Below are 26,864 nucleotides of genomic sequence, written 5' to 3' on the forward strand. Positions count from 1 at the left end.
TATGCCCGAGTACCTATAATCCCTAACTACTATCATGAAAAACATAGATTCCGGCAACCACACGAAAGGCCAGTCGGTCTACCTGGATGACATTCCGTTGGTGGCCGGAACGCTGTTTGGAGCTGTGTTCAGCTCCCCGGTCGCGCATGGGCATATTGAGCAGCTCTACCTTGCTGAGGCAGCTCAGCATCCCGGCGTGGTGCGCATTTTCACCCACCAGGATATTACCGGCGAAAATCAGATTGGCGGCATCATTCCGGACGAGCCTTTGCTGGCCGAGCACGAGGTGGATTTTTGTGGAATGCCAATTGCCTTCGTCGTGGCTATGTCGGATGAGGCGGCGCGGGCGGCGGTGAAGAAAATTAAGGTCGATATCACGCCGCTGCCCGTAATTACCGACCCACGCGTAGCCCATGCCCAGAGCAAGCTGATTGTGCCGCCGCGTACCTTCCGCCTTGGTAATACCGAGCTGGCTTGGGAGCAGTGCGAATATGTGTTTGAAGGCACAGCCGACACCAACGGGCAGGAGCACCTGTATATCGAAACGCAGTGTGCCTACGCCATTCCGCAGGAAAACGGTGAGCTGAAGATCTACTCTTCTACCCAAAGCCCCACGGCCGGGCAGCGCACAGCGGCGCGGGTTCTGGGTGTGCCTATGCATCAGCTGGAAGTAGATGTTATTCGGCTGGGAGGCGGTTTTGGGGGAAAAGAGGATCAGGCCAATGCCTGGGTGGCCCTGTGCGCGCTGGCCGCGCACCACCTGCGCCGGCCGGTAAAGTACGTGCTACACCGGCTCGAAGACATGGCCATGACCGGCAAGCGCCACCCATATTCCTCTGACTTCAAAATCGGACTGGATAAAGACCTCAAAATCGTTGCTTACGAAGTAGACTTTTACCAAAATGCCGGGGCCGCCGCCGACCTCTCGCCGGCCATTATGGAGCGGACGCTGTTTCACACCACCAGCACCTACTTCATTCCCAATGTGCGGGCCACGGCCTTTAGCTGCCGCACCCATTTGCCCCCCAATACAGCTTTTCGGGGCTTCGGTGGCCCACAGGCTAAGTTCGTAATGGAATCCGCTATTGCCACCGCCGCCGAAAAGCTCGGCATTGATGCCTGTCTTATTCAGAAAAAGAACCTGAACCAGACGGGCGACGAATTTCCATTCGGACAGAAAGCCGTGAGCGAGGCGCAGGCCTGCTGGCATAAGGCGGAAGAGTTGTACGACGTGGAAAAGCTGCGACAGGAGGTGGATGCCTTCAACGCGACAAGCACTTTGTATAAAAAAGGATTAGCACTGATGCCCATCTGCTTTGGTATCTCGTTCACCAACACCTCCATGAACCAAGCGCGGGCCTTGGTCCACGTCTACTATGATGGGAGCGTGCGGGTGAGTACGGGGGCCGTTGAAATGGGTCAGGGGGTAAATACCAAAATGCTGCAGGTAGCCGCTCAAACGCTTTCTATCAGCCCCGCCAAGGTGCGCGTGCAAACCACCAGCACTAACCGCATTGCCAATACGTCGCCATCCGCTGCCAGCGCCACCGCCGACCTCAACGGCAAAGCTGTTCAGTTGGCTTGTCAGGCAATAATAAAGCGACTTAAAGAGGTTGCAGCCCAGGTGCTACAAGCGCCGGAAACAGCCATTGAGCTACAGGATGAACAGGTGCTGCTCAACGGCCAGGAAACCGAGCTTGACTGGAAGAAGCTGGTAACGGCAGCTTTCCTGAAACGGGTAAGCTTGTCGGAGCACGCCCACTACGCCACGCCGGATGTGCACTTCGATAAAGCCACCGAAAAGGGGCATCCATTCGCCTACCACGTCTATGGCACGGCCATTACAACCGTAACGGTGGATTGTGTGCGTGGCACCTACCAGGTGGACGCGGTAAGAGTGGTGCACGACTTCGGCCGTAGTATGAATCCAGCCGTCGACCGGGGCCAGATTGAAGGCGGTATTGTGCAGGGTATAGGCTGGATGACGTTGGAAGAACTACTTTATGACTCAGCGGGCCGGCTTCGCTCCAATACACTTTCTACTTACAAAATACCCGATATCTACTCAGTACCGAAGGAAATTGCCATTGAGCCCCTGCAAACAGAGCAGGACAACCTCGCTATCTTCCGCTCCAAGGCTGTGGGTGAGCCGCCGTTTATGTATGGCATCGGCACTTATTTCGCCCTGCGCAACGCCATCAAAGCCTTTAACCCCAATTCCCCCATTGCCTTCGACGCTCCGATGACTCCGGAGAAAGTGTTGCTGGGCTTATATCCGCAGTCGGCTACCGGCACCCAACACGTACATGAGCAGAGCCTTCGCCACGTGGCAGCTTCTTAGTGAAAGTTTGCGCGACAGAGTCCCGGCTATGCTGCTTTATGTGGTTCAAAGCCAAGGGAGTAGTCCGGGGCGGCAAGGCTTCGCGATGAGCGTAGATGTACACGGCACCATGCAAGGCTCCATCGGCGGCGGCATTATGGAGCACAAGCTGGTACAACTGGCCCGCGAGAAACTCACGCAGCTAGCACTTAGTAGCTCCTTGCACCGTCAAATTCATAACAAAAAAGCCCCCCAGGACCAGAGCGGCATGATTTGCTCCGGCGAGCAAACCGTTTTGCTATATCCCGTGCGTACCACAGATACGCCGGCAATTCAGCAACTTCTAACGGGTCTTCAACAAGAGCAAACCGGCACGCTGACCTTGGCACCGGGGGGCATTTCTTTCGAGGCAAACAAGCTGCCAGCGCAAGATTATCTGTTCCGCCAAGAGTCCGAGAATGAGTGGCTTTATCAGGAGAAAATTGGTTACAAAAATCACCTGCATATCATCGGCAGCGGCCATTGCGCGCTGGCTCTATCTCAGCTTCTTCGTCCACTCGATTTTTGCCTTCACCTCTACGAAGACAGGCCACAGCTCAATACTTTTCTGGCCAACAACTACGTCCATAATAAAACGCAGGTAGCCGGCTACGCTGAGTTACAAACGCTAATTCCCGAAGGCGAAAACCAGTATGTGGTCATTATGACCTTCGGCTACCGCACCGATGATGTAGCCGTGCGAGCCCTCCTGAGCAAGCGGCTCCGGTTTTTGGGATTGCTCGGCAGCCAAAAGAAAATAGAGAAGATGCTCAATGACTACCAGGCAGAAGGCATTCCGCCTGAGCAATTACAGCGCTTATACGCGCCCGTTGGCCTGCCTATCAATAGTCAAACGCCCGAGGAAATAGCCATCAGCATCGCCGCGCAACTGATTGCAGTAAAGAATGCGAAGTAGAAGTGCCTCTAAGTAATATTACTTCAAGCAAGACCGTCATGCAGGGCAAAGCGAAGCATCTCGCGTGCTGATGCTGGGTTAGTAATCCCACAACCGCAAGCGAGATGCTTCGCTACCGCTCTGCATGACCGTCTGGGGGGTATTTATAGAGCCAATCACTCTCTTACCACCGTGCCAGTGATGTAGCCAAAAGGCTCGTCGGTGGCGATGAAGATTTCATTCTTGTTCTCCATTCCGAACTGCTCCAGATTGAAGGGAATGTGATGCTTATTGGGCATGGTGAGGCTGATTTCCTTCACCACTTCATTCTCCAGCAGAATTTGCTCCCCAATAGCATAAAGTGTTTGCTGCACCGACAGGCTCTTGTGCCCCGCAAACGTGCGCAGCAGTGTATTACGGATTCGCTGGTAGGTAGCCTCAAAATCAATATCGGTGGCCGAGTATGGCCAGGTGGCTTCGCACTTTGTGGCTAGAATCCGGTCGGTGGTTTCTTTCAAAACGGTGTACTCGTCTTTGATGTACTTCTCGAAAGCTGAGTCGGTAGTTTTTAGGAGTAACAAATCCTGGAGGCCGGCAGAAACCTGCACGCCATCGGCTGTCTGGATTATGATAGCGCGCCGCTTCTCGGTGCTGCCACCGGTAAAGGCGTGCGTGTGCGCTTCCCCGTCGAAAAACATGCGCTGCCAGCCGTGCTCCACCAACTCAATTTTAACCTTGCTTACCTGCGGATTTCGGGTGAAAAAGAAATTGGCCAGATGCATACCAAATGCTTCAATGGTAGAAGTGAAATGCTCTTTAGCCAGCGCATACACCGTATTCTTCTGGGTATCGGTGGGCAGGATTTTGGAATTGTCGCCGAGCGTATGGGCGGTTTCGAAATCGCCTTCCAGCGCCACACTCACCGAAATCTGGCGAAACTCATGGTGATCGGCGTGGCGGATGATCTTGGATAGATTGACCGCATTTTTCCCGTAGGCATTGATTCCTAGTTTGATACCCATTTGTGGTGGTTGGTTGCACTTAGAAAGATTTCCAATCTAGAAAATTATCCTGCTAGATTGAAGGATAAATCCTGCCAACCGCCCATTCTGTTCTCTTATATGCTGGATGCAGCTATAAAAAGTAAAAACGTAGTAACTCCGCAGGGTGTGCGGGAGGCGCTAGTGTTGCTGCAAGACGGGCGCATTGTGGATGTGGTGCCCGCCACCACGGCCGTCGACTGCCCAATTCATGACGTGCAAAAAAGGGCGCTGCTACCGGGCCTGATTGACCCGCACGTCCACATCAATGAGCCGGGCCGCACCGAATGGGAGGGCTTCGACACGGCCACCCGCGCCGCCCTGGCCGGCGGCCTCACGACCCTGGTGGATATGCCCCTGAACTCGGCACCGGTGACTACCTCAGTAGCTAATCTGGCGTTAAAACTCGCTGCAACAGAAGGTCAGCTACACACGAATTGTGGGTTTTGGGGCGGCGTCGTGCCAGGCAATATTGGCGAAATAGAAGGGCTGATTGCGCACGGTGTGCTGGGTTTTAAAGCCTTTCTGACCCACTCCGGCATCGACGATTTTCCGAATGCCACTGAGCAGGATCTGCGGCAAGTGATGCCTATTCTGGCCCGCCATGGCTTGCCGCTGCTGGTACATTGCGAGCTAACGACCGACAATGAGGCGTGGAAGCCAGCAGATAAGCGCTCTTACCAGTGCTACCTCGCTTCTCGCCCCAAAAGCTGGGAGGATGAAGCCGTGGCGCTAATGATTCGGCTGTGTGAGGAATATAACTGCCCGACCCACATCGTGCATTTATCGTCGGGCAATTCTATTGCACCCATTGCCGCGGCTAAAGACAAAGGATTGCCGCTGACCGTAGAAACCGCCCAGCACTACCTGTTTTTCAACGCCGAAGACATAGCAGACGGCCAGACGCAGTTCAAGTGCGCCCCGCCGATTCGGGAAAAATTGAATAACAACCAGCTCTGGGGGGCTTTGCAGGACGGTATTATCGACTTTGTAGCCACCGACCATTCGCCCGCGCCGCCCGATTTGAAGCAGTTGGAAAGCGGAGATTTTACTACGGCCTGGGGTGGTGTTGCGTCGTTGCAGCTTGCCTTGCCCGTGCTGTGGACAGCAGCCCAAAAACGCGGCGCAGGTCTGGCGGACCTTGTTCGGTGGTTGAGCACCAATCCGGCCAGGCTGATCGGGCAGCAGGGCCGCAAAGGCCAGCTTGCCAAGGGCTACGATGCCGATTTATTAGTCGTGGAGCCAGAGCAAGTTTTCACTGTAACGGCTGATATGCTGCACCATCGGCACAAAGTATCGCCCTACATTGGACAGGAGCTACGGGGCCTGGTGACCCAGACGTTTCTGAGGGGGCGTCAGGTGTACGATCATCCCAGCTTTACTCATCTCAATCAGGGTGAAATCATTACGCGCTAGCTGCATGGATGCCTACTTACACCGCGCCGAGCAACTCCTGCAGCGCATTCATACCCTGGCTGCCATCAGCGAAGACTCAAATGGCGTGACGCGGACTGTCGGTACGCCAGCTTTTCTGGCTGGCAGCGCTTTGGTAAAAAGTTGGTTGGAAGCAGCAGGTCTGGAAACCCGTATCGATAGCATTGGCAATGTGCGGGGCCGGCTGGTCAGCACTTACCCCAACGCTAAAACCTTTGTTATAGCCTCGCATATTGACACAGTTATAAATGCCGGCAAATTTGATGGGCCCCTGGGCGTATTGCTAGGGCTTGATTTGCTGGAACAGCTTATTAACCAGAAAGTCGAGCTACCCTTTCACATCGAGTTGATTGCTTTCAGCGATGAGGAAGGCTGCCGGTTTCATACCACCTATCTGGGCAGCAAAGTCGTGGGGGGCTTTTTTGAAGCTGACCTACTCCAAAAACGGGATGCGGCTGGCATAAACCTGGCGACGGTTCTGGCTACAATGGGCTGCGATGCCCAGCAGCTTACGCACGACGCCATTCCCGCCGCCGACTGGCTTGGTTATTTTGAGGCGCACATCGAGCAAGGGCCGGTTTTGTACGAGCGGAATATTCCGGTGGCCCTCGTGACGGCCATTGCCGGGCAGCAACGCATCGAAATGGTGTTCCGGGGTATGGCCGGCCACGCGGGTACGGTGCCCATGAACATGCGCCAGGATGCGCTGTGCTGCGCTGCGGAAGCCGTTTTGGCTATTGAGCAGTTTGGCCAGGAGCACCGGCAGACACTGGTGGCGACAGTAGGCAAGCTTGATATTCGCCACGCGGCCAGCAACGTGATACCCGGTGAAGTGGTATGCAGCCTGGATGTGCGCAGCGCCGATGAAGCTCACCTAACTTGGGCCTCCCAAGCCCTGTTTGAAAATGTGCAAGCCATTGCGCAGCGGCGCAATAGCACGCTGGACTGGAACCTCATTCAGCAGACGGCTCCGGTGACGTGCGATGCCAACTTGAACAGCCTGCTGGCCCGCGCCATTGCCGACTCCGGCTACAAAGTAATTCCGCTGGTCAGCGGTGCCGGCCACGATGCGGTGCCTATCTCGAAGGTCGCGCCGGCTACCATGATGTTCGTGCGGTGCTTTAAAGGCATTAGCCACAACCCTTTGGAAAACGTGGAGCTGCCAGACCTGGCCGCGGCGCTGCGAGTCGCCGAGCGTTTTCTAACCCAGCTCATTACCCACCATTCGTAACTCTTCATGGAAATTTCCGCTTTAACCCGCTCCGTCGTCAAGCGCAACCACGCCGTCATCAGCCCCGATGGCTACATCAACAGCAACGTGCCGGGCTGGACGGGCTGCACCGTGAACGTGATTATTAACGAGCAGATGGGGGCCCGGCTTTGCCAAACGCTCGTCACGTTACAGGCTGGGGGGCAATTAGCGGGCAAACCCCAGGCGTCGCAGATCTTCTTTTATGTAGTCGAAGGTCAGGTGCGGGTTCGGGTTGATGGTGAGGAGCGCACGCTCATTACCGGCCAGTTTGTGTACGTGCCTATTGGCAAAGAATACCTATTTGAAGGTCCCACAGCCGGCACCCAGCTACTGACTTTTCACAAAGTATACGAGCCGCTTGCAGGCTACGAGGTACCCGGCGTTTTATTCGGCGAAAAGGACGACACCAAAGCGCCCGTCTACATGAACGATGAGGCCCTGCGCATCCAAGTATTGCTGCCCGACCACTTGGGGTTCGATATGGCCGTGAACATCTTCACTTACCAGACGGGGGGCAATTTGCCTATGGTCGAAACCCACATCATGGAACACGGTCTGCTTTATCTCCAGGGCCAGGGCATCTACATGCTTGACCACGAGTGGTATCCCATCAAAAAGGGCGACTCCATCTGGATGGCGCCCTACTGCCAGCAGTGGTTCACGGCCATGGGCAAAGAGCCGGCCGTGTACATCTACTACAAAAACGTCAACCGCTTCCCGACGGTGGTTTAAGGAATAATTTTTCGAGGCGGTCATGCAGAGCAGAGCGAAGCATCTCGCGTGTTTAACAGGATTAGTAATCCCACAACCGCGAGCGAGATACTCCGTCGCTGCTTCATGCGCAGAATGCTCTGCATGACCGCCTAGAGTATGACGGCCTGTTTAATTGAATAAATTGATAACGAATGACCTTAGCTGAACTCAATGCCCTACCAACGCCCGCGCTAACCGAAACCCTGCGTAAATGCTGCGGTAGCACGGCTTGGGTGGAGGCGATGACCCGAGTTTTTCCCGTTGCCGATCTGGAAACCTTGTTTGAGCAGGCCTCCACCATCTGGTACGGGCTTTCGGAGCACGATTGGCGTGAGGCCTTCACGCATCATCCAAAGATTGGCGATATCAACTCGTTGAAAGAAAAATTTGCCAGCACCAGCGCCTGGGCCGCCGGCGAGCAGGCGGCCGTGCAACACTCTTCGCAGGCAGTGCTGGAGGCTTTAGCCGAAGGAAATACCTGCTACGAGCAGAAATTCGGCTATATTTTCATCGTCTGCGCGACCGGCAAATCGGCGGCGCAGATGCTGGCGCTGCTGCAAGCCCGCCTGCCGAATGAGCCCGCTGCGGAAATCAAGCTGGCCAGGGGCGAGCAGGCTAAAATCACTCAAATTCGGCTGGAAAAGCTATTAGCGGAATGAGTCAGATTACCACCCATATTCTCGACACGACCCGAGGCAAACCCGCCCAGGGCGTGACCATCGTGCTGTATGGCCAGCGGGCCGACGCGTGGCAGGAACTGGCCCGCGGCACCACCAACCCGGACGGCCGCGTCGCGGATTTGCTGCCGATGGGCGAGGTGCTGGCGCGGGGTATTTATAAGCTGAAATTCTTTACCCAGGAATACTTCGACCAGCAGACGATTGCCACCTTTTATCCTTTCGTGGAGATTGTCTTTGCCGTCACCGCGCCCGAGCACTACCACATACCGCTGCTGCTCAACCCCTTCGGCTACTCTACGTATCGCGGCTCCTGAAGCCGGAAAACCGGCTGTTCCCACCCCATCCATTTTTGCCCCCCAACGCTTATGAAGCTTAGCATACAAGAATCCGACAAAGAGCAATTGCTCAATCAGCTCGGCGTCGCTAACCTTAACTTTCAGCAAACTTATCCCGGCGACAAGCCCGACCGCCAGCCGGTGCATACCGTGTATGGCGGGGCCAACCTGTTCAAATCGGATACCTGCGTGCGTATGGGCGATATTGCCTTGAACAACCTGCGCACCTACGCGCCCAACTTCGTGGAGCTGGCCAATGTGCTGCAAATCAAGGGATATGAGCGCCTGCCCAGGTCGGGCAAAGACATTGCGGAGCTGACCGCCCGGCTGGATGCCCTGACGCCGGAAGCCCGCAAGAAAGAGCCCGCCTGGCTGGCGTACTCAGTTTACAATAAAATAATAGCCAAGCTCAAGGCCGAGCCCGTCGAGGACTTTCGAATAGACTTCGAGGATGGCTTCGGCAACCGCCCCGATGCTGAAGAAGATGCCACCGCCGTGCAGGCCGCCAACGAAACGGCACTGGGTATGCGGAACGGCACGTTGTCGCCGTTTATTGGTATTCGCATCAAGCCGTTCACGGAGGACTTGAAGCACCGCGGCGTCCGGACGCTGGATATTTTTCTGACGACGCTGCTGGCGCAAACCGGCGGCCGGCTGCCCGACAACTTTGTGGTAATGCTGCCCAAGGTGACCATTCCGGAGCAGATGACGACGATGGTGCGTCTGTTCGAGCTGCTGGAAAAGGCGAACGATTTGCCCCCCGGTACTCTGCGGATGGAAACTATGGTGGAGGCCACCCAGATTATCATGGATGAGGAAGGCCGCAACCCGCTCATGCGCATCATCCGGGCCAGCGAAGGTCGCTGCGTCGCGGCCCACTTCGGCACTTACGACTACACGGCCTCGGCCGGCATCACCGCCCGCTACCAGACCATGGCCCACCCCGTCTGCGACTTTGCCCACCACATGACCAAAGTAGCGCTGGGCGGCACCGGCATCTTCCTCTCCGACGGGGCCACCAACGTAATGCCCATCGGTCCGCACCGGGGCGAAAACCTGACGTATGAGCAGCAGCAGGAAAACCGCGAATCGGTGCATAACGCCTGGCGGCAGGGCTTTCACCACACCACGCACTCGCTTATCAACGGCCTCTACCAGGGCTGGGACCTGAACCCGGCCCAGCTGCCCATGCGCTACGCGGCTACCTACGCCTTTTTTCTGAGCAGCTACGAGGAGGCTTTGTTTCGGCTGAAAAGCTTCGTGGAGCGCGCCGCTATTTCCACCCTCACCGGTGATATTTTCGACGATGCGGCCACCGGCCAGGGCCTGCTCAACTTCTTTCTGAAAGCGCTGAACTGCGGGGCCATCACGGAGGAGGAAATCACCGCCACGGGCCTGACCCTGGAGGAGGTTCATACCCGCTCTTTCTTCCGTATTCTGGAAGGGCGCCGCAAGAAGCAGACTCAATAGATTATAATCACCAAGCTCTACTAATTTACTACCTCGACTTGAAAGTGGCAGCACTATTTCTGGCCTTGTAGCTACCACCGATCATCTTGCTACGGAGGCGACTGATTCCTGTTGCCGAAGCTCCATATACTGAGAGGAGGTATATTGGCTGGGGGTATTTGGGCAAAAGACCAGCCATGCGTACACTAGCGTGTCAACGAGTGTGATGTAAGAGGATGTTTTAGATGTCGTTAGCATCTACTTCAATGCAATCGTGTCTTTTTAAGTAGTGGTACAATTCATATCTTGTAATGGATTGTGCCGATACTTAACGGATTGGCCCACGAAGCGCTGGCCTGTATGAAGAAGCTCCTATTCATCTGTTGCCTTAGCGTACTTTCTAGCGGTATAAGCGCGCAGGATACGGCCATCATTCCTCAGCAGGCAGCGGTGCGGGACTACCCGCATCCCGACACTATTCGGGTAGACCGACTTATAGCATTTGCGGAGCAAAAAAAGACAACTAGCCAAGCATTAGCGAGTTACCAGGAGGCATTAGGTCTGTCCCGTAAGCTTGCCTACACATCGGGAGAAGCGCGGGCACTGATGGGATTGGGGTATTATTATCGTTTTCGAGGCGAGTATAAGGAGGCGCTTACCTATACGCGCCGGGCCCAGCGGCTATTTCGGCAACTCGACGACCGCCTGAACCAGATTTCGTGTCTGTATAACCTTGGCTTTGTATTTTATGGGCAGGGAGATTTTACCCAAGCTATGTCCCATAGCTTCGAAGGTCTAAATCTGGCTGAGTCTATGAAAAACCAGAAATGGTTGACGCTTATGAACAGCCAGTTGGGGTTGGCGTGTGTGATTGTGGGGGAGTACGCGAAGGCCCGGCAATACTTAGAAAGTGGGTTGAAATTGGCTACTAAGGCAGGCGATAAGGAGGGCGCGGCCTTTTGTCAGAGTGGGCTGGGGAGGCTGGCTGGTGCCCAAGGCCAGTGGTTGGAGGCACTCCGCCATTTCGAGGAGCAAATGACGCTGGCCCACGAGGCGGGCAATGAGCGGCTCGTTACACTCGGTCAATTGCGCGGCGCGGAAATGAATGAACGCTTGGGCCGCTACGCGGAGACTTTTGCCGTCGGTCGGCGCGGTCTGCAGCGGCTTCAGCAAATGGAAGACATAGGCAATATTCCCCTTATTCAAGTCATTTTCGCGCGGGCTTTTCTGCACACAGGCCGACCAGACAGCGCCTTGGTTTATGGCCGAGCCAGCTTACATGCCAGCCAGCGCAGTGGCACCAAACAAGTAATACATGATGCCGCCGACGTGCTGGCTCAGGCAAGTGCCCGGCTGGGACGCTTCGACGATGCCTACCGTTACCAAACATTGTTTACGGCTTACAAGGACAGCCTTAGCACCCAGGATATTATCCGTCGGACGGCTGCGCTGCAGTACACCTACGAGCTGGATAAGCAGCAGTCGCAGATACAGCTGCTGACCCGCAACGAACAACTAAGCCGCCAGCAGAACCAGCAGCAGCGACTGTTGCTGGTTGGGGCGCTGGTTGCTTTGGCGGTGGTGGCCGGGTTGAGTGTTATGCTCTGGAATAACAACCAACAAAAGCAGCGGGCCAACGCCCAGCTCCAGCGCCAGCAGGAAGTATTGCAGGCCGCGCAGGCGCAGCTGATTCAGCGGGAAAAGATGGCCAGCTTGGGTGAGTTCACGGCGGGTGTCGCCCATGAAATTCAGAACCCGCTGAACTTCGTCACCAACTTCGCCGACGTGTCGGCCGAACTTGTTGGCGGGCTGGGAGCAGCCCAACAAAGCCCCCACCGCGATGCAGCCTTGGAAACTGATCTGCTCACGTATCTATCACAAAACCTGCTCAAGATCCGGGAGCACGGCAACCGGGCCGCGCGTATTGTTCAGGGGATGATGGAGCACGCGCGCCCCTCTACCGGCGAGCGCCAGCTGACCGACCTAAATGTCCTGTGCGATGAGCACTTGCGGCTGGCTTACCACGGGCTGCGGGCTAAGGACCCCAGCTTCGAGGTCAAGTTTACTACCAACTTCGACCCGGACCTGGGGCTGGTGCCGGTGGTGCCCCAGGAAATCGGGCGGGTATTACTGAACCTGTACGCGAATGCCTTTTATGCGGTGCGCCAACAGGCTGCCCGCCAGGAGGATGGATATCAGCCACAGGTACAGGTAACTACCCGCCGCCGCAATGGGCAGGTGAAGCTGCGGGTGCGCGATAACGGCATTGGCATTCCGGCCGCTATCCAGGAAAAAATCTTCTAGCCCTTTTTCACTACCAAGCCTGCTGGCGAAGGCACTGGTTTGGGCCTCTCACTAAGCTACGATATCATAACCAAGGGCCACGGGGGTACGCTTTCGGTGGAAAGCCAGGAGGGCAAATACACGGAAGTGACTGTTTCCTTACCTGTTGGTGAAGAAGTAAAGATGTTGTAGGAAAAAATAAAAATATCCTAATCTATCCAGAGCAAAGAGTGAAAAACAACTGCTCATCTTTATGAGTTGAAAACAATATATATTAGACGCTTTATAACTGCACGATATGATTATGGCCTTATTTCGCCCTGGCGCAACTGCGCTGACTGCCTTGCTTTTAGGTGGTTTATCAAGCTGCTCAGTATATGTGCCCCTGCAACCCAGCGCGCCCCTGCTGCGCGACAAAGGGCAGTCGGAAGTGGCGGCTAGTTTTTACCTCTCCGGTCGGCTGGAGGGCTCGGTGGCTTACTCGCCGGCTAAGCACGTGCTCGTGCGGGCGGCGGGCGGATTGTCACCTAACAATGAGGACTCCGTTAGTTTTCATATTCGTCAGTTTGAGGTGGGAACTGGCACCTACTGGTCGCTTTCTGACCAGTGGCTGGTTGGTGCTCTGGGCGGCTACGGCCGGGGCCAGAGCCAGCGCCGCTTCACGATAAATGAATTTGAGTATTCCGGTCCCGATCCATCTATTAGGTTTAACTATGCCTCTCGGTTTCACAAGCTTTATGGCGAAGCTTTCGTGGCGTACGAGGGCGATTGGGCTACCATTGGGGCAGCGTATCGGCTGTCACAGGTGCGGTTTGCTTCTCTGACCAACAATGGCTTACCGGTTGATCTGCGGCGCATGACCCGCAGCGAGCCGATGGTATTTATGCGTTTCGGCAACCGGACGGGCTTTCTGCCGTGGGGGCAATTCCAGGTAGCTCTCAGCACGTCCTGGTCACCGGATTATGAGAAGAGCGTACCTATCGAGCAGCACCGGGCCTACATCAAAGAGTCCCGCGTTTTTACGTCGGTGGGCTTTGTCATCTATCCGCACCGATTTAGGAGAGACGCTGACTATTAAGCTAAAAAACAGCCAACCGTCTGCCACCAAAGGCAGCGTACTACTTCTTTGGCTCCTTCAGCTTCGCAAAGGCGTTGTTCAGCGCCTCGGCCCACAGCGGGTGGGCAAAAATCATCTGCTGCAACACCTGGTACTTCAGCCTACCCGTCATGGCCAGCTGAAGCATGGTCATGATTTCGCCGCCCTCGGCGCACAGAATGGCGGCCCCGATGATCTGGTCTTTGGCATCGACCAGGACCTTAAAAAAGCCCCCCAGCCGGCCCGTTTCGCGGGCGCGGCCGATGTTGGACACGGGCATCACGGCCACGCGGTAGGCAATCTTCTTTTCGCGGGCCTGCGCCTCTGACAAGCCGATGCGGCCCAGTTGCGGGTCGGTGAAGACGGCGTAGGGGAGGGGCCGCTGCCGGGCCGAGCGTGATTTGCCCCCCAGCAGCGCGTCGCGCACGATGCGGTAGTCGTCGTAGCTGAGGTGGGTGAACTGGGGGCCGCCGTGCACGTCGCCGAGGGCGTAGATGCCGCGCACGTTGGTCTGGAGGCGGCTGTTGACCTGAATATAGCCCTGCTCATCGACCCGCACGCCGGCGGCAGACAGATTGAGCTTGTCGGAGTTGGGCGTGCGGCCGGTGGCAATGAGCAGGTGGGTGCCGCGCAGGCGACGTTCGCCGCTGCTGGTGCGGGCCGCGACGGTAATTTGCCCCCCGGCGCCTTTGCTTGCGCGGTAGGCTTTGGCACCCAGCACAAATTCTACCCCTTCCGCTTCCAGCAGCTCCTGCAGGGTGGCGCACACATCCGCGTCTTCGTGCTCCAGTACCTGCTCGCCCGACTCGATGATGGTGACGCGGCTGCCGAAGCGCCGGTACATCTGCCCAAACTCCAGCCCGATGTAGCCGCCGCCCAAAATCAGCAGGTGCTCAGGCAGCTCTGGCAGGTCGAGTAGCTCGGTGGTGGTCAGGAAGCCGGTTTCGGCCAAGCCGTCCACCTCCGGAATGGCGGCGCGGGTGCCGGTATTGATGAAGATAAGCGGCGCGGTCAGCTCTTTCTCGGGGCCAGTTTCCAGGGCTACGCGTACGCTGTGCGGGCCCGTAAAGACGGCCCGACCAGCCAGCACGGTAATGCCAGGGTGCTCTTGGGTGAGGTTTTTGCGCACACCTTCCCGCATCGCCCCAATTACCACGTCTTTGCGCGCTACCACGGCGGCCATATCCACGCGCGGCGCATCAGCCAGCACGCCGAAGTCGACGGCGGTGCGCACTTGGTGGGCGCGCTCGGCGGAGGCCAGCATGGTTTTGACGGGTGAGCAGCCGTAGTTGATACACGAACCGCCCAGCAGGTACTCTTCAATCAGCACCACGCGCCGGCCGGCGTCGGCCAGAGCAGTAGCCAGTGGATTGCCGGCCTGGCCGGAGCCAATTATCACAACATCATAGGAATCAGGCATAGAATGCGGAAATCAGAGAGCGAGAAGACGAGTAATGCGCGGGGCAATGCTATTTTTGCCCCCCAGAGCTATTCCTATACGGTTCAGCTTGCCAGCCGACTACCCCATAAGCGGATTGTTGGCTCAGGTACTCTTAACAATAACTCCCGCCTTGTGGCTAACCGATTTCTGCGCCGCCTCGCCCTGCTTGCCGTTCTGCCGGGGCTGGGCGCTTGTACTTCCCTGTACTTTCCGCCCCCCCCCAATGTGCCCCTGCTCACGCAGAAAGGCGAATTTAGCGGCGGTATCCATACTAATCTGGATAATAACCTAGCCATACAAGGTGCCTACGCCGTGGGTGAGCACATCGGGGTGCTGGGCACATTTACCACGCTGCAGACCGACAAAAAGCGCAAAGCCGAAGAGCACAGATTCGCCGAAATAGGCGGGGGCTACTTCACTCGTCTGCCTGATAAGCGCGCCCTGGAAGCCTACGTAGGCCTGGGTGCCGGCTCCACCAAGCGCACCGATTTCAAAACCGAGAACGGCATAAAAACCACGACGCGCACCGTAGAAGGCAACCTGAACAAATATTTCCTGCAGGTAAACTACAGCTCAAAAGAGAAGAAGTCGTTTCGCCTGTTTGGCAATGAATTTCCGGTTTCGTACGGCACGGCGTTGCGCCTGAGCTACCTGGAGCTAAGCAACTTACGCGTCGATAATATAGCCACCACGCCCGAAGACAACGTATTCGTGGAGCCTATCACCTTCACCCGCGTGCAGGTAGCCGGCCCGGTGCAGCTGCAACTGATTAGCGGCGGTATGTTTGGCTTGCGCAGCCAGAAGTATTTGAAGGCCTCTAATTCGGTGTTTAATTTTGGCGTGGTGGTGAATGTTGGGGGGCAAAGTGGGCGGAAGTAAATGAAAATTGAGAAGGATGAGGTAGCATTAGTTGGCTCTTGGGTATTCGACGGCAAGCAGGTTGTTGAAGATCAAATCTCAAAGCGAATTCACTTCTTAATCTCAAATTATCTTGTCAAGCTAAAGACTGATGAAAACGGTTGGAATACACTTTATAAAGACCCAACTGACAATAGATACTGGGAGTTAATTTATCCAAACAGTGAAGTGCAGGGTGGAGGGCCACAGACATTGATGGCCTTATCTGAGGATGAAGCGAAACTAAAATATAGCTTCCGTTAATTATGACGCTTTGTACTAGTAAACACCATAAAAAGCCCCCCAGAAAATATCTGGGGGCTTTTTTGTAATATAATCACTCGAAGATTACGCGGTAACCTTGTCGCCTTGCAGCACGCGCAGCATCGTGTCGCCAATCTCAGCGGGCGAGTCCACTACGTGGATACCACACTCGCGCATGATGGCCATTTTAGCAGCGGCTGTATCATCAGCACCGCCGACGATGGCACCAGCGTGGCCCATGCGACGGCCGGGAGGTGCAGTTTGGCCGGCAATGAAGCCGACAACGGGCTTCTTGTTGCCAGTTTCTTTGATCCAGCGAGCAGCTTCCGCTTCCATGCCGCCGCCGATTTCACCGATCATCACGATGCCTTCGGTTTCGGGGTCGTTCATGAGCAACTCCACCGCTTCCTTGGTGGTAGTGCCGATGATGGGGTCGCCGCCGATGCCGATGGCCGTGGTCTGGCCGAGGCCGGCTTTGGTTAGCTGGTCCACGGCCTCATAGGTCAGCGTGCCCGACTTCGACACGATACCGATTTTGCCTTTGGTAAAGATAAAACCGGGCATGATGCCCACTTTGCACTCGCCGGCGGTCATTACCCCTGGGCAGTTTGGCCCGATCATGCGCAGACCGTCGCGGCCTTTCAGGTATTCTTTTACCGCAATCATGTCCTTGGTCGGGATGCCTTCGGTGATGGTCACGATGACTTTGATGCCCGCGTCGGCGGCTTCCATAATGGCATCGGCGGCGAAGGCGGGCGGCACGAAGATGATGCTCGTATCGGCGCCGGCCTGCGCTACGGCCTCGGCTACGGTGTTGAACACAGGGCGGTCGAGGTGGGTGCTGCCGCCTTTGCCGGGCGTCACGCCACCCACCACGTTGGTGCCGTACTCAATCATCTGCTGGGCATGAAACGAGCCTTCGGAGCCCGTAAAGCCCTGCACAATCACTTTGGAATCCTTATTGACCAGAACACTCATTAGGAGAAGGGTTAGGAGGAAAATACGAGTTGGGGTGGTACGGCGGCTCTTATAGTAGTTGGGGCTACCGGTCCGCAAAAGTAGGCTTTTTTAGGGCCGGGGCAAGAACCCATTACACCTTAGCCCCTTGCTGCCACCCAGCGCGTTAAGTTGCCAATTCAGCTTAGCCATAACCGAAGTTGGCGAATAGTAGCCCGCGCCGAATGGTGAATTTCGTACCTTTGCGGTCCACCCAACTACTCCGCGTACCCAACTGTATGTATCTGAATAACATAGTTGAAGCCATCGGCAATACTCCCTTGGTCAAACTCAATAAAGTAACTGACGGCATCAAAGGCACGGTGCTGGCCAAGGTTGAATATTTTAATCCGGGCAACTCCGTGAAGGACCGCATGGCCGTGCGCATGGTAGAAGACGCGGAAAAAGCCGGCCTACTCAAGCCAGGCGGTACCATTATTGAGGGTACCAGCGGCAATACCGGCATGGGCCTGGCGTTGGCCGCCATTCAAAAAGGCTATAAGTGCATCTTCGTGATGAGCGACAAGCAGAGCAAGGAAAAGCAGGACATTCTGCGAGCCGTGGGCGCAGAGGTAGTTATCTGCCCCGTAGATGTGGCTCCCGATGATCCGCGCTCCTACTACTCGGTGGCGCGGCGCCTGACGGCCGAAACGCCCAACTCTTTCTATCCCAATCAGTACGACAACCTCTCCAATACTGCCGCGCACTACGAAAGCACCGGCCCGGAGCTGTGGGCCCAGACGGATGGAAAAATCACGCACTTTGCCTGCGGTGTGGGCACGGGTGGCACCATCTGCGGCACCAGTAAGTATCTGAAGGAGCAAAACCCGAATCTGGTGTCTGTGGGCTTGGATACCTACGGCTCGGTGTTTAAGAAGTATAAGGAGACGGGTATTTTCGATGAAAATGAGATTTATCCCTACAAAACCGAAGGCATCGGGGAGGATATTCTGCCCAAAAATGTCGACTTCGACTTGATTGATCTTTTCATTAAAGTAACCGACCAGGACGCGGCCGTGATGACGCGCCGGTTGGCCAAAGAGGAAGGCTTATTCGTGGGTTGGTCCTGCGGATCGGCGGTATACGGAGCACTGGAATACGCCCGTGAGCATTTGCAGGAAGATGATACGATGGTTATTATCCTGCCCGACCATGGGACTCGCTACTTGGGAAAAATTTACAACGACGACTGGATGCGTGAGCAAGGCTGGCTGTAAAGAAAAAATATCTTTATCGCCGGCTTCCGGTTTAGTATTCTCCTTATCGAAATATAAAGACCTATGACCGTGACTAAAAAGCTGCGCAATATCGTGCTGGTGGATGATAACGAAACCACCTGTTTTCTGAATAACCGCTTGCTCAGCCGCCTCGATGTGGCCGATAACGTGCTGGTTTTTACTCGTGCCCAGCAGGCTTACGATTTTTTCTGGGGCGAAGGTCGCAACCTCGTTGATCCAATGCTCAGCGAGACTCCAGCTCTGGTATTTGTTGATCTGAAGATGCCGGGTATGGATGGCTTTGAGTTTTTGCAACGCTACAGTGCGTTGCCCGCGGAGGTAAAGGCGCGCACGGTGCTGACGGTGCTCACTACCTCCATGCATGCCGCCGACACCGCCCGCGTGGCGCAGTATCCTGATGTAGAGTATCTGGCCAAGCCACTTACCGAGGAGAAGCTAAATAAGCTGATGAGTAAGCGCTTCGCGGAGGTTTAAATCTAGATTATTATTAAAACAGAAAAGCCGCTGCATGTCAGCGGCTTTTCTGTTTTTACAAAGGCAAGATGTAGTACTACGACTTTTTTCGTCGTAACCACTATCGTCGTTGATGTTTGCCATACTCAGTCGTACAACGATAGTGGTACTACGAAGCCCGCTGGGCGATTCGTAGTACCACATACTTACGGCCTTCTACACTACAGCCTCAACGAACTGAAATGTTTCACCGTCAAACAGGCCTTTGTCGCTGAGCTTCAGGCTCGGAATCACGAGCAGAGCCATAAAGGACAACGTCATAAACGGCGCGGCTAAGGGCGAGCCTAGCTCTTTGGCCAGCGCATCCACGGCGGCGTACGCGTCGGCTACGCGGTAGCCATCCTGATCGGACATTAGACCGGCAACGGGCAAGGGGAGCAGAATCTCCTCGTTTTTGCCCCCCACAGCCGCCAAGCCGCCTTTCGCTGCAATAACCAGGTTTACGGCCCTGGCGATGCTCTCATCATCAGTACCGACGGCAGTGATGTTATGCGAATCATGGCCTACACTGGAGGCTAGCGCGCCGCGCTTCAGACCGAAGCCGGTGATAAATGCTACGGCTGGCCGGGCGGTTTGGTAGCGATTAACTACCGTGAGCTTCAATATGTCGCGGGCTACATCGGGCACGACGAGGCCATTTTCTACGCTAGCTGGGAAGTCGTGGCGGGCGGTGATGAGCTGGCCGTCGAAACACTCGATGACGCGGATTTCAGTTTGGTATGTCTGGGGGGCTTTTTGCGGAACTGAAAGTTGAAAATCTTTGGGGCTTACGGGCTGAGCGTGGAAATTATTGACCACACTTACGGGAGCAGGCGGAATAAGCGTTTGGCCGCTTTCAGCGACCAATTCGCCCCCCACGTAGGTTTGGCGCACCCGGAAATCAGTTAAGTCATCTACCACGATAAAATCGGCGGAGTCGCCTTCGCGCAGCAAGCCTACGGGCAGGCTATAGTGCAGCACGGGGTTCAGACAGGCCACGCGCAACACTTTTAATATGTCCTGACCGCGAGCCACAGCCCGCTGTACCAACTGATTGATGTGGCCCAGGACCAGCGTATCCGGGTGCTTGTCGTCGGAGCAGAACATCATGTTCTCGTAGTGCTCGGGTAGTAGGTCGATCAGCGCCTCAAAATTGCGGGCCGCCGAGCCTTCTCGAATAAGGATTTTCATGCCCACGGCCAGCTTGTCGCGGGCCTCGTCAGCGGTGAAGCACTCGTGGTCGGTGCTGATGCCGGCGGCGGCGTAGCGCTGGGCAGCCTCGCCACGCAAACCGGGCGCGTGCCCATCCACGGGGCGGCCGTAGCGCTGGGCCAGCCCAATTTTGGCTGCTACATCGGGGTCGTTGTGGAGCACGCCGGGCCAGTTCATCATCTCGGCCAGGTAGCCGATTTCGGGATTCTGAAATAGCTGCTCAATGTCCTGCACCGATATAACTGCCCCGGCCGTTTCGAAAGGTGTGGCCGGCACGCAGGAAGGAGCGCCGAAGCAAAACTTAAACGGCACTGTGCGCCCACTGGCCAACATGTACTCCACGCCCGCCGTGCCCAGTACGTTCCCGATTTCGTGCGGATCAGAGACGGTAGCCACCGTGCCATGCACCACGGCCAAACGGGCAAACTCGGCGGGCACCAGCAAAGAGCTTTCGACGTGTACGTGGGCATCCACGAAGCCCGGCAGCGCATACGGTAACGCTGGATCAGGAGCGGAAGAGGGTAGGGGTTTGAGCCGCTGAATTTGCCCCCCGGCCACGTAAATAGTAGCGGGAGTTATGGTGTTAGAGAACAGGTTGATGACGTTGGCGCGCAGGCTAAATTCGGCAGACATAGGGCAGGAGAGAACAGGATTGAAAATTTGCCCCCCAGACCAGCGGGCGGGCAAAGAACCTTATATTTGGTTAATTATCCCTGCCAAATTTGCCCCGTGAGAAAGATGATGACCTTGTTGCTGGCCGCAGTGCTGGCAGGCTCTACCCTGGCCCCCATGGCCGGCTGCGCCCAGCGTACGGCCCAGCAGAAGAAAACCAAAGCCTTCAAGCGCCAGAGCAAAGGCGGCCGCATGCCCTGCCCCACCCACGACTGCTAATGCTGGCCGTAGCTATGCAAATAGGTAGCTGGCGATTCGTGCTTGTATTCTTGCTGATCACCGCTTCCGCGGCCACGGCAATAGCGCAACGGCGGCAGCCCGCGAACTTCCTGATTCCCACCACACCATTGCCTCCCAACGACCTCACCGTACGCCGGGAAGGGGCCGACAACGGAACCGGAGGCCGCTACCAACTGCCCGATAGCACCTGGCATGAGGCCCTGGTGTATGAGATAAAGCGCGACCGGGTACATCTGGGCACAGTAGGTACTGGTGTTTCGCGGGCGTATTCACCAGAGCAAATAATCCGCTTTACAGCCGACAGCGAAATCTACAGTGCGCTGCCGCAGGGCTTTGCCAGAGAGTTGTTTAACGCGGGTGGCTACACGCTGTTTGACTTTCAAAAAAGCAATAACCCATCCGCCTTCCTGGGCTGGACGACGCAACAGCTGCTTTTGCGTGTGCATACTGAGCTGCCCCGCCGCCTGCCCACCGGCCGGCGCAAGTTCAATAAAGCCATGCTGGCCGTGGTTGGCGATAACCCGGAATTGGCGCGGCAGCTCCGCTCGAATAAGTTTCGAGCGTGGCCCGATGCGGCGGATATTCTGACGACGTATGTGTTGACGCAAAATGGCTTATCAAAGTAGATTGTCCTACTGAGATTACCTCTGTTCGCTGTCGCGTAGAGGTTGATAATACATCCTAGCAATTGTTGCCGGGGCCATGTAGAGACGCATATTTACGTCTGGCCATTGCTGACGTTGTTTGGTTGAACGGCCCGGTCACTCAACGATTAGACGCGAACCGAAGGTCGGCGTAGCTAATACGCGTCTCTACGTAGTGAATTGAATTTCCGCGCCGCGCCAAATAATCTACTCCAATAGCTATATCCTGCCAAAAAATGCCCCCCGAGTCGCCCCTTCCATCCCTCCGCGCCGCCGCTGATGCCGTGCGCCAACAGTTGCAGGTTAATGCGTTTGACGCCACCGGTGTGCAGCGCCTCTCCGATTTTATTGAGGCCGAACGGGCCGGGCTGCCTGCCACGAGCCGCGAAGGTGTGATAAGTGCCTTGGGCTGCTTTCTGGGCGAGTGCTTAGTGCAAACCTACCAAGGCGAGTGGGCCACCGGACCAGATGGCACGACGGGCGTAGGCTTGCGCAACAAACTGTTTTTCAATCCTTTTTATCGCATTGAGCAGCAACTAACCCAAGGTACGGCCGAATCGGTGGTGACTTTTTTCACGCGGATTCCCGCTCGATTGGCCGCTGAAGCTCCTCGTAAGAATTGGATTTAATTACTATTTTTCTCCTAAAATATTATTTTATTCTGTGGTAGATTTAAAACTTAACTAATCCGGTAGTTTTCATTTTGAACCTTACCTGCGTCAGTTACCGGATGCTGCGTTTTTTCTACTATGAAAGAGCTACGAAGCGCCGCCGAAGCCGTGCAGCAAAATTTAAACATTCCTTCTCTTAACGGAGGAGCGGTATCAAAGCTTACCGAATTCATTGATCGTGAGCGAGCTAGTGTGAATCATGAAGCCCGGCCCGTGGTAATAAATGCGCTGGGGTGCTTTTTGGGAGAGTGCATAATCCGTAGCTTTGGCGGCCACTGGCACCGCGACGCCTCCGGGCTGGTCGGCGTACAAATAGCTGGTTATACCTTTACCAATCCGTTCAGCTACGTGGAGCGGCAACTGGTGCATGGCGCGGCGGAGTCCGTAATGGTACTCTTCCTCTCTTTGCCCACCCGCTTAGCAGCGGCTGCCGTACCGCGTCGCCGAACCTGGATTCCCGTCCCCTCGCGCCGAACGACTTCCTCATGAGAAAAATCGTCATTGCCATCGACGGCTACTCTTCGTGCGGTAAAAGCACCACCGCCAAAGCCGTAGCCGCCGAGTTAGGGTATGCCTACATTGACACGGGCGCCATGTACCGGGCCGTGACCCTGTATTTGCTCGAACACAAAATTGCTTTCGATAATCTGCCCCGTATCGAGCAGGCCTTGCATGAGCTGCACATCTCGTTTAAGCGCAACCGCCGCACGGGGCGAAATGAGTTGTGTCTGGACGGTGAAATCCGCGAGGACGAGATTCGCCAGATGTACATCTCCAACTCGGTCAGCGAGGTGTCCGTAATTCCGGCCGTGCGCCACGCCATGGTCAGCCAGCAGCAGCGCATGGGCCGCAAGCGCGGCGTCGTAATGGACGGCCGCGATATTGGCACTACCGTATTCCCGGATGCGGAGGTAAAAGTGTTTATGACCGCCGAAACCCGCGTGCGGGCGCTGCGTCGGCAGGAGGAGCTGGCTGTGAACGGCGAGCACGTAGAAGTGGAAGCTATCATCGACAACCTCACCAAGCGCGACCACATCGACTCGACGCGCACCGAAAGTCCCTTGCGCCGCGCCGCCGATGCCGTGCTCCTCGATACCACGCATATTACCATCGATGAGCAGGTGGATTTCGTGCTAGAGCGCGTGTCGGCTACGCTGTTTTCTTTGGCTGCCATTGGCGGCTAAGCAGGGCCAAACGACGAAAAATGCCCCCACGATGCATCATACCTAAAAGTAGTTGGGTTTATAATGCCTACGGGGCCTTGAGTGCGGGTCGGGGGAGGCTATCTTGTTGTTGGGGGGCATTTTTTTCGGCTAATCTTCGTATTACGCAGAGGGTTACACGGGTAAATGCCAAAAAAATGAACAAGGTCTGGCATCATTGACAGCCAGTTAGGGCACTAAAGTTGCAGCTACGGCTGCCGAAATATTTCCCCTGTCATGAATATCACGATTGATAAAAATTCCGGCTATTGTTTTGGCGTTGAGTTCGCCATTCAAATGGCTGAGGATGAGTTGGAGAACGAGTCTACCCTATACTGCCTGGGCGATATTGTGCACAACCGTATGGAAGTGGAGCGTCTGCATCAGCGCGGCCTGCGCATCATCGACCGCGAACAGCTTCAACAGCTACACGACAGCAAAGTACTGATCCGCGCCCACGGCGAGCCGCCAGAAACCTATGAGCTGGCGCTGCGCAATAATCTGGAGCTGATTGATGCCTCATGTCCGGTAGTGCTCAAGCTGCAAAACCGCGTGAAGCATGCCTATGATGTCAGCCGCCGCCACGAGGGTCAGATTGTCATTTACGGGCAGCCCGGCCATGCCGAAGTGACCGGCCTGGCGGGCCAAACCGGTAACCGTGCCCTCATCGTGATGACCGAAGCTGACCTCGACCAGATCGACTTTGCCCGCCCCGTCACGCTGTTTAGCCAGACGACGAAAAGCACCGCCGGCTTTTACCGTATGAAGCAGCTGATTGCGGACCGTATTGCCGCTGCCGGGGGTAGCCTGGACAGCTTTGACGCCAACGACAGTATCTGCCGGCAGGTCAGCAACCGCGAGCCGGCCCTGGCTAAGTTCGCCGTGGAGCACGATGTCGTGGTGTTTGTAAGTGGGCGCAAAAGCTCCAATGGCAAGGCCCTGTTTTCGGTGGTCAACCAAACCAATGCGCGCAGCTACTTCGTCGAAAACGACCAGGACATCAACGATGAGTGGTTTGTGGGGGCCAGTTCTGTCGGCATTTGTGGCGCTACCAGCACGCCCATGTGGCTGATGCAGCGCGTCGCCGACCGCATCGAGCAGGTAGCCCTAGAGGCAGCGTAGCGCCGCACGAATTTCTGTTTAACATCACGTTATTTGCCCGGCCGGTTTCTGGTCGGGCATTTTTGTTTACTCCTGCTGCAGTATGCGCAAACTCTTCAATTACTTCCTCAACGGTTTCCTGATCGTGGCACCGGTTGGCCTTACCATCTACATCCTGTTCACCACTATCCGGTGGCTGGACAGCCTGTTTCGCATGGACAATGTGCCCCCCGGCATCGGCTTGCTGACGGCTATAGTGCTGCTCACGTTTGTAGGCTTCGTGGCCAAATCGTTTATGGTGCGCCCCTTCCTGATTATCGCCGAGCGAGTACTGCACCGTACGCCGCTGGTGAGCATTATTTACTCCAGCCTCAAGGACCTGTTCGATGCCTTCGTTGGTGATAATCAGAAGTTTAATTGCCCCGTCGTCATATGTATTAATCCGGAAGCCAAAATTTTCAAAATGGGCTTTGTCACGCAGGAAACCATGGAGCCCGCCAACCGTCCCGACCTGGTGGCCGTGTACTGCCCCCACTCCTACAACTTTTCTGGCGAGCTATTCTTAGTGCCGAAGGAGAATGTTACCTTCTTGGAACTGCCCAGCAGCGAGGTCATGAAGTTCGTAGTATCGGGGGGCGTGTCGCGGCTGTAAGTACAGCATACGCCTAGTAGAGATGCGTATTTGCGTCTTGGAATTGAACGACCGGAACCGCACGCTACTAGATTACAACCGCAACGATTAGACGCAAGTATGCGTCTCTACATGCTGGGCGCATGATGACTTAACAAAGGCCCTCACATTTGCCATTGAAAACGACCTTGCACTATCGGACCTACGGCACCGGCCCGCGGATAGTATTGGCTTTTCACGGCTACGGGCAAAGCGAAGGCCACTGGCGTAGCATTGCTGCCGTGCTGGGCGACAGAACTACCCTCTACTCATTCGATCTGTTTCATCACGGTAGTAGCCGGCTTGCCAAGATTGATGCTCCGCTCACCAAAACGCGCCTTGGAGAGTTGCTGGAGCAGTTTCTTGCCGAAAATCAGATAGAAAAATTTAGCCTGCTCGCATTCAGCATGGGGGCCAAATTTGCCCTTACGGCCGTCGAGCATTTTCCTGGTCGGGTAGAAAAAATCTGGCTTATCGCTCCCGATGGGCTACAACGGCAGTTCTGGTATTCGCTGGCTACGTATCCGCCCTGGATGCGCGGGGTGCTGGGCCGTGCCGTGCTGCGCCCTCAGCGGCTACTGCGCTTTCTGAATGCGCTGGGCGAGCGCCGGGTAGTGGATACCAACCTGATACGTTTTGCTGAATGGCAGCTCGAGAGCCGCGAAAAACGCCTGCGCGTGTACCGTAGCTGGGTAGGCTTCCGGCTATTGGTGTTCAGCTTAAAAGACTTGGCCCGCATTCTGAATGAGCATCAGGTGCCGGTTACTTTTTTCCTGGGCAAATACGACCGGGTAATTCCGCACGCGGGTTTACAGCGCTTTATTGGCTCGTTGCGGCAGGCGCGCACCGTGCTGCTCGACACCGGCCACGCCGGACTTATTCACGACGTAGCCGCTTACCTGCGCCGCCACCCCGATGTCATCACCCCGACACCTTAGCCCCCAGCTCGCGCTCGTAAAGCCGCTTGCTTTCCCCGTCGAACACCACAAAAACGACCTCCGCCGGATGCTCATGGGTTTCCAGAAATGCCAGCACCTCGCGCACGGCAATGGCAGTGGCTTCCGGCTTGGGATACCCATAAATGCCAGTGCTGATGCCCGGAAAAGCGACGCTAGCTAGTTTCTTTTGGGCAGCAATAGAAAGGCTGTTGCGGTAGCAGTTGGCTAATGACTCTGGCTCTTGCTTATGCCCACCATTCCAAACTGGGCCAACGGTATGAATGACGTTTGCGGCTGGTAATTGCCCCCCGGAGGTCAAAACTGCCCGGCCAGTGGGCAACCCATCGACGTACTGCTTGGCCCGAATCTGGCGGCACTCGGCTAAAATCTGGGGGCCGCCGGCGCGATGAATGGCGCCATCTACGCCGCCACCGCCCTGCAGCGAAGAGTTAGCGGCATTTACAATGGCGTCTGTGTCGAGGGTAGTAATGTCGCCCTGGTATAGCAGGATGCGTCCAAATGATTGGGCTTCGGAACGCCAGGAACTGGTAGAAGACTGGTTACTCATAGCAGAATGGAAAATAGGTGCTTGAAAGGATAACGCGGATTT

25 protein-coding genes and 2 pseudogenes are annotated in these 26,864 nt (G+C 55.9%); 22 read left to right on the forward strand and 5 right to left on the reverse strand.

Annotated features, from left to right (window positions below):
- The first annotated feature begins 34 nt into the window (after nt 1-34).
- Together B9A24_RS05810 and B9A24_RS05815 are read left to right on the forward strand one after the other, a co-directional pair.
- Nucleotides 35-2,341 (forward strand): xanthine dehydrogenase molybdopterin binding subunit, encoded by a 2,307-nt coding sequence (locus tag B9A24_RS05810; RefSeq protein WP_084444234.1) that lies wholly within the window; start codon nt 35-37, stop codon nt 2,339-2,341.
- A 7-nt stretch (nt 2,342-2,348) separates the two neighbouring features.
- Entirely contained in the window at nt 2,349-3,275 is a 927-nt protein-coding gene (locus tag B9A24_RS05815; protein ID WP_234997015.1) for an XdhC family protein, read from the forward strand.
- Nucleotides 3,276-3,430: 155 nt separating this feature from the next.
- Here the strand turns inward: B9A24_RS05815 and pucL are convergent, their stop codons facing one another.
- Complete coding sequence (pucL, locus tag B9A24_RS05820) at nt 3,431-4,276, reverse strand: factor-independent urate hydroxylase (RefSeq protein WP_084444236.1); 846 nt, start codon at nt 4,274-4,276, stop codon at nt 3,431-3,433.
- A 57-nt stretch (nt 4,277-4,333) separates the two neighbouring features.
- Between pucL and allB the strand changes: the two genes are divergently transcribed.
- From allB to B9A24_RS05860, 8 genes and pseudogenes are all read left to right on the forward strand, one after another.
- Nucleotides 4,334-5,710: an allantoinase AllB gene (gene allB, locus B9A24_RS05825; RefSeq protein ID WP_234997017.1), complete on the forward strand. Its 1,377-nt coding sequence runs from the start codon at nt 4,334-4,336 to the stop codon at nt 5,708-5,710.
- A gap of 4 nt (nt 5,711-5,714) precedes the next feature.
- Nucleotides 5,715-6,959, forward strand: a complete 1,245-nt coding sequence (locus B9A24_RS05830; protein ID WP_084444238.1) for a Zn-dependent hydrolase — start codon at nt 5,715-5,717, stop codon at nt 6,957-6,959.
- Nucleotides 6,960-6,965: 6 nt separating this feature from the next.
- Nucleotides 6,966-7,712 (forward strand): (S)-ureidoglycine aminohydrolase, encoded by a 747-nt coding sequence (allE, locus tag B9A24_RS05835; protein WP_084444239.1) that lies wholly within the window; start codon nt 6,966-6,968, stop codon nt 7,710-7,712.
- 173 nt (nt 7,713-7,885) lie between these two features.
- Nucleotides 7,886-8,392 (forward strand): 2-oxo-4-hydroxy-4-carboxy-5-ureidoimidazoline decarboxylase, encoded by a 507-nt coding sequence (gene uraD / locus B9A24_RS05840; RefSeq protein ID WP_084444240.1) that lies wholly within the window; start codon nt 7,886-7,888, stop codon nt 8,390-8,392.
- Nucleotides 8,389-8,727 (forward strand): hydroxyisourate hydrolase, encoded by a 339-nt coding sequence (gene uraH, locus B9A24_RS05845; protein ID WP_084444241.1) that lies wholly within the window; start codon nt 8,389-8,391, stop codon nt 8,725-8,727. The genes uraD and uraH overlap by 4 nt, the downstream gene beginning before the upstream one ends.
- A 51-nt stretch (nt 8,728-8,778) precedes the next feature.
- Complete coding sequence (locus B9A24_RS05850; protein ID WP_084444242.1) at nt 8,779-10,218, forward strand: DUF6986 family protein; 1,440 nt, start codon at nt 8,779-8,781, stop codon at nt 10,216-10,218.
- Between the two features lie 585 nt (nt 10,219-10,803).
- Nucleotides 10,804-12,672: pseudogene (locus tag B9A24_RS22590) on the forward strand (ATP-binding protein).
- A gap of 187 nt (nt 12,673-12,859) precedes the next feature.
- Nucleotides 12,860-13,558: a hypothetical protein gene (locus B9A24_RS05860; RefSeq protein WP_084444243.1), complete on the forward strand. Its 699-nt coding sequence runs from the start codon at nt 12,860-12,862 to the stop codon at nt 13,556-13,558.
- A gap of 40 nt (nt 13,559-13,598) precedes the next feature.
- Here the strand turns inward: B9A24_RS05860 and B9A24_RS05865 are convergent, their stop codons facing one another.
- Nucleotides 13,599-14,996 carry a mercuric reductase gene (locus B9A24_RS05865; RefSeq protein WP_084444244.1) on the reverse strand — a complete coding sequence of 466 codons (1,398 nt, stop codon included), beginning with the start codon at nt 14,994-14,996 and terminating at the stop codon, nt 13,599-13,601.
- A 3-nt stretch (nt 14,997-14,999) separates the two neighbouring features.
- Between B9A24_RS05865 and B9A24_RS05870 the strand changes: the two genes are divergently transcribed.
- Together B9A24_RS05870 and B9A24_RS05875 are read left to right on the forward strand one after the other, a co-directional pair.
- Nucleotides 15,000-15,896, forward strand: coding sequence for a hypothetical protein (locus tag B9A24_RS05870; RefSeq protein WP_084444245.1), 897 nt, complete (start codon nt 15,000-15,002; stop codon nt 15,894-15,896).
- Entirely contained in the window at nt 15,897-16,178 is a 282-nt protein-coding gene (locus B9A24_RS05875; protein WP_084444246.1) for an Imm27 family immunity protein, read from the forward strand. It begins immediately after the preceding gene.
- An 84-nt stretch (nt 16,179-16,262) separates the two neighbouring features.
- Here B9A24_RS05875 and sucD read toward each other — a convergent pair whose 3' ends face one another.
- A complete protein-coding gene (gene sucD, locus B9A24_RS05880) occupies nt 16,263-17,156 on the reverse strand; it encodes a succinate--CoA ligase subunit alpha (RefSeq protein WP_084444247.1) in 894 nt (297 codons plus the stop codon).
- Between the two features lie 257 nt (nt 17,157-17,413).
- Here sucD and B9A24_RS05885 point away from each other — a divergent pair.
- Together B9A24_RS05885 and B9A24_RS05890 are read left to right on the forward strand one after the other, a co-directional pair.
- A pseudogene (locus tag B9A24_RS05885) lies at nt 17,414-18,388 on the forward strand (PLP-dependent cysteine synthase family protein); the annotation flags it as partial.
- Between the two features lie 66 nt (nt 18,389-18,454).
- Nucleotides 18,455-18,886, forward strand: a complete 432-nt coding sequence (locus B9A24_RS05890; RefSeq protein WP_084444249.1) for a response regulator — start codon at nt 18,455-18,457, stop codon at nt 18,884-18,886.
- Between the two features lie 195 nt (nt 18,887-19,081).
- On the opposite strand, the gene ade is transcribed toward B9A24_RS05890, so the two are convergent.
- Entirely contained in the window at nt 19,082-20,749 is a 1,668-nt protein-coding gene (ade, locus tag B9A24_RS05895; protein ID WP_084444250.1) for an adenine deaminase, read from the reverse strand.
- A gap of 105 nt (nt 20,750-20,854) precedes the next feature.
- Between ade and B9A24_RS22010 the strand changes: the two genes are divergently transcribed.
- From B9A24_RS22010 to B9A24_RS05930, 8 genes are all read left to right on the forward strand, one after another.
- Nucleotides 20,855-21,007: a hypothetical protein gene (locus B9A24_RS22010; RefSeq protein WP_159451957.1), complete on the forward strand. Its 153-nt coding sequence runs from the start codon at nt 20,855-20,857 to the stop codon at nt 21,005-21,007.
- Between the two features lie 38 nt (nt 21,008-21,045).
- The gene (locus B9A24_RS05900) at nt 21,046-21,654 is read left to right on the forward strand and encodes a hypothetical protein (RefSeq protein WP_143434785.1); all 609 of its coding nucleotides are present in this window, start codon (nt 21,046-21,048) and stop codon (nt 21,652-21,654) included.
- Between the two features lie 254 nt (nt 21,655-21,908).
- A complete protein-coding gene (locus B9A24_RS05905; RefSeq protein WP_084444252.1) occupies nt 21,909-22,301 on the forward strand; it encodes a hypothetical protein in 393 nt (130 codons plus the stop codon).
- Between the two features lie 120 nt (nt 22,302-22,421).
- Nucleotides 22,422-22,832 (forward strand): hypothetical protein, encoded by a 411-nt coding sequence (locus B9A24_RS21520; protein WP_143434786.1) that lies wholly within the window; start codon nt 22,422-22,424, stop codon nt 22,830-22,832.
- Nucleotides 22,829-23,527, forward strand: coding sequence for a (d)CMP kinase (gene cmk, locus B9A24_RS05915; protein ID WP_084444254.1), 699 nt, complete (start codon nt 22,829-22,831; stop codon nt 23,525-23,527). The genes B9A24_RS21520 and cmk overlap by 4 nt, the downstream gene beginning before the upstream one ends.
- A gap of 255 nt (nt 23,528-23,782) precedes the next feature.
- Nucleotides 23,783-24,667, forward strand: coding sequence for a 4-hydroxy-3-methylbut-2-enyl diphosphate reductase (locus B9A24_RS05920; RefSeq protein WP_084444255.1), 885 nt, complete (start codon nt 23,783-23,785; stop codon nt 24,665-24,667).
- An 82-nt stretch (nt 24,668-24,749) separates the two neighbouring features.
- Entirely contained in the window at nt 24,750-25,298 is a 549-nt protein-coding gene (locus B9A24_RS05925) for a DUF502 domain-containing protein (protein ID WP_084444256.1), read from the forward strand.
- Between the two features lie 155 nt (nt 25,299-25,453).
- A complete protein-coding gene (locus B9A24_RS05930; protein WP_159451958.1) occupies nt 25,454-26,254 on the forward strand; it encodes an alpha/beta fold hydrolase in 801 nt (266 codons plus the stop codon).
- On the opposite strand, the gene B9A24_RS05935 is transcribed toward B9A24_RS05930, so the two are convergent.
- A complete protein-coding gene (locus tag B9A24_RS05935) occupies nt 26,238-26,822 on the reverse strand; it encodes an O-acetyl-ADP-ribose deacetylase (RefSeq protein WP_084444258.1) in 585 nt (194 codons plus the stop codon). The two genes, B9A24_RS05930 and B9A24_RS05935, sit on opposite strands and share 17 nt — an antisense overlap.
- Between the last annotated feature and the right edge of the window lie 42 nt (nt 26,823-26,864).

The organism is Hymenobacter roseosalivarius DSM 11622, from assembly GCF_900176135.1.
In the GTDB taxonomy this organism is placed as follows: Bacteria; Bacteroidota; Bacteroidia; order Cytophagales; family Hymenobacteraceae; genus Hymenobacter; species Hymenobacter roseosalivarius.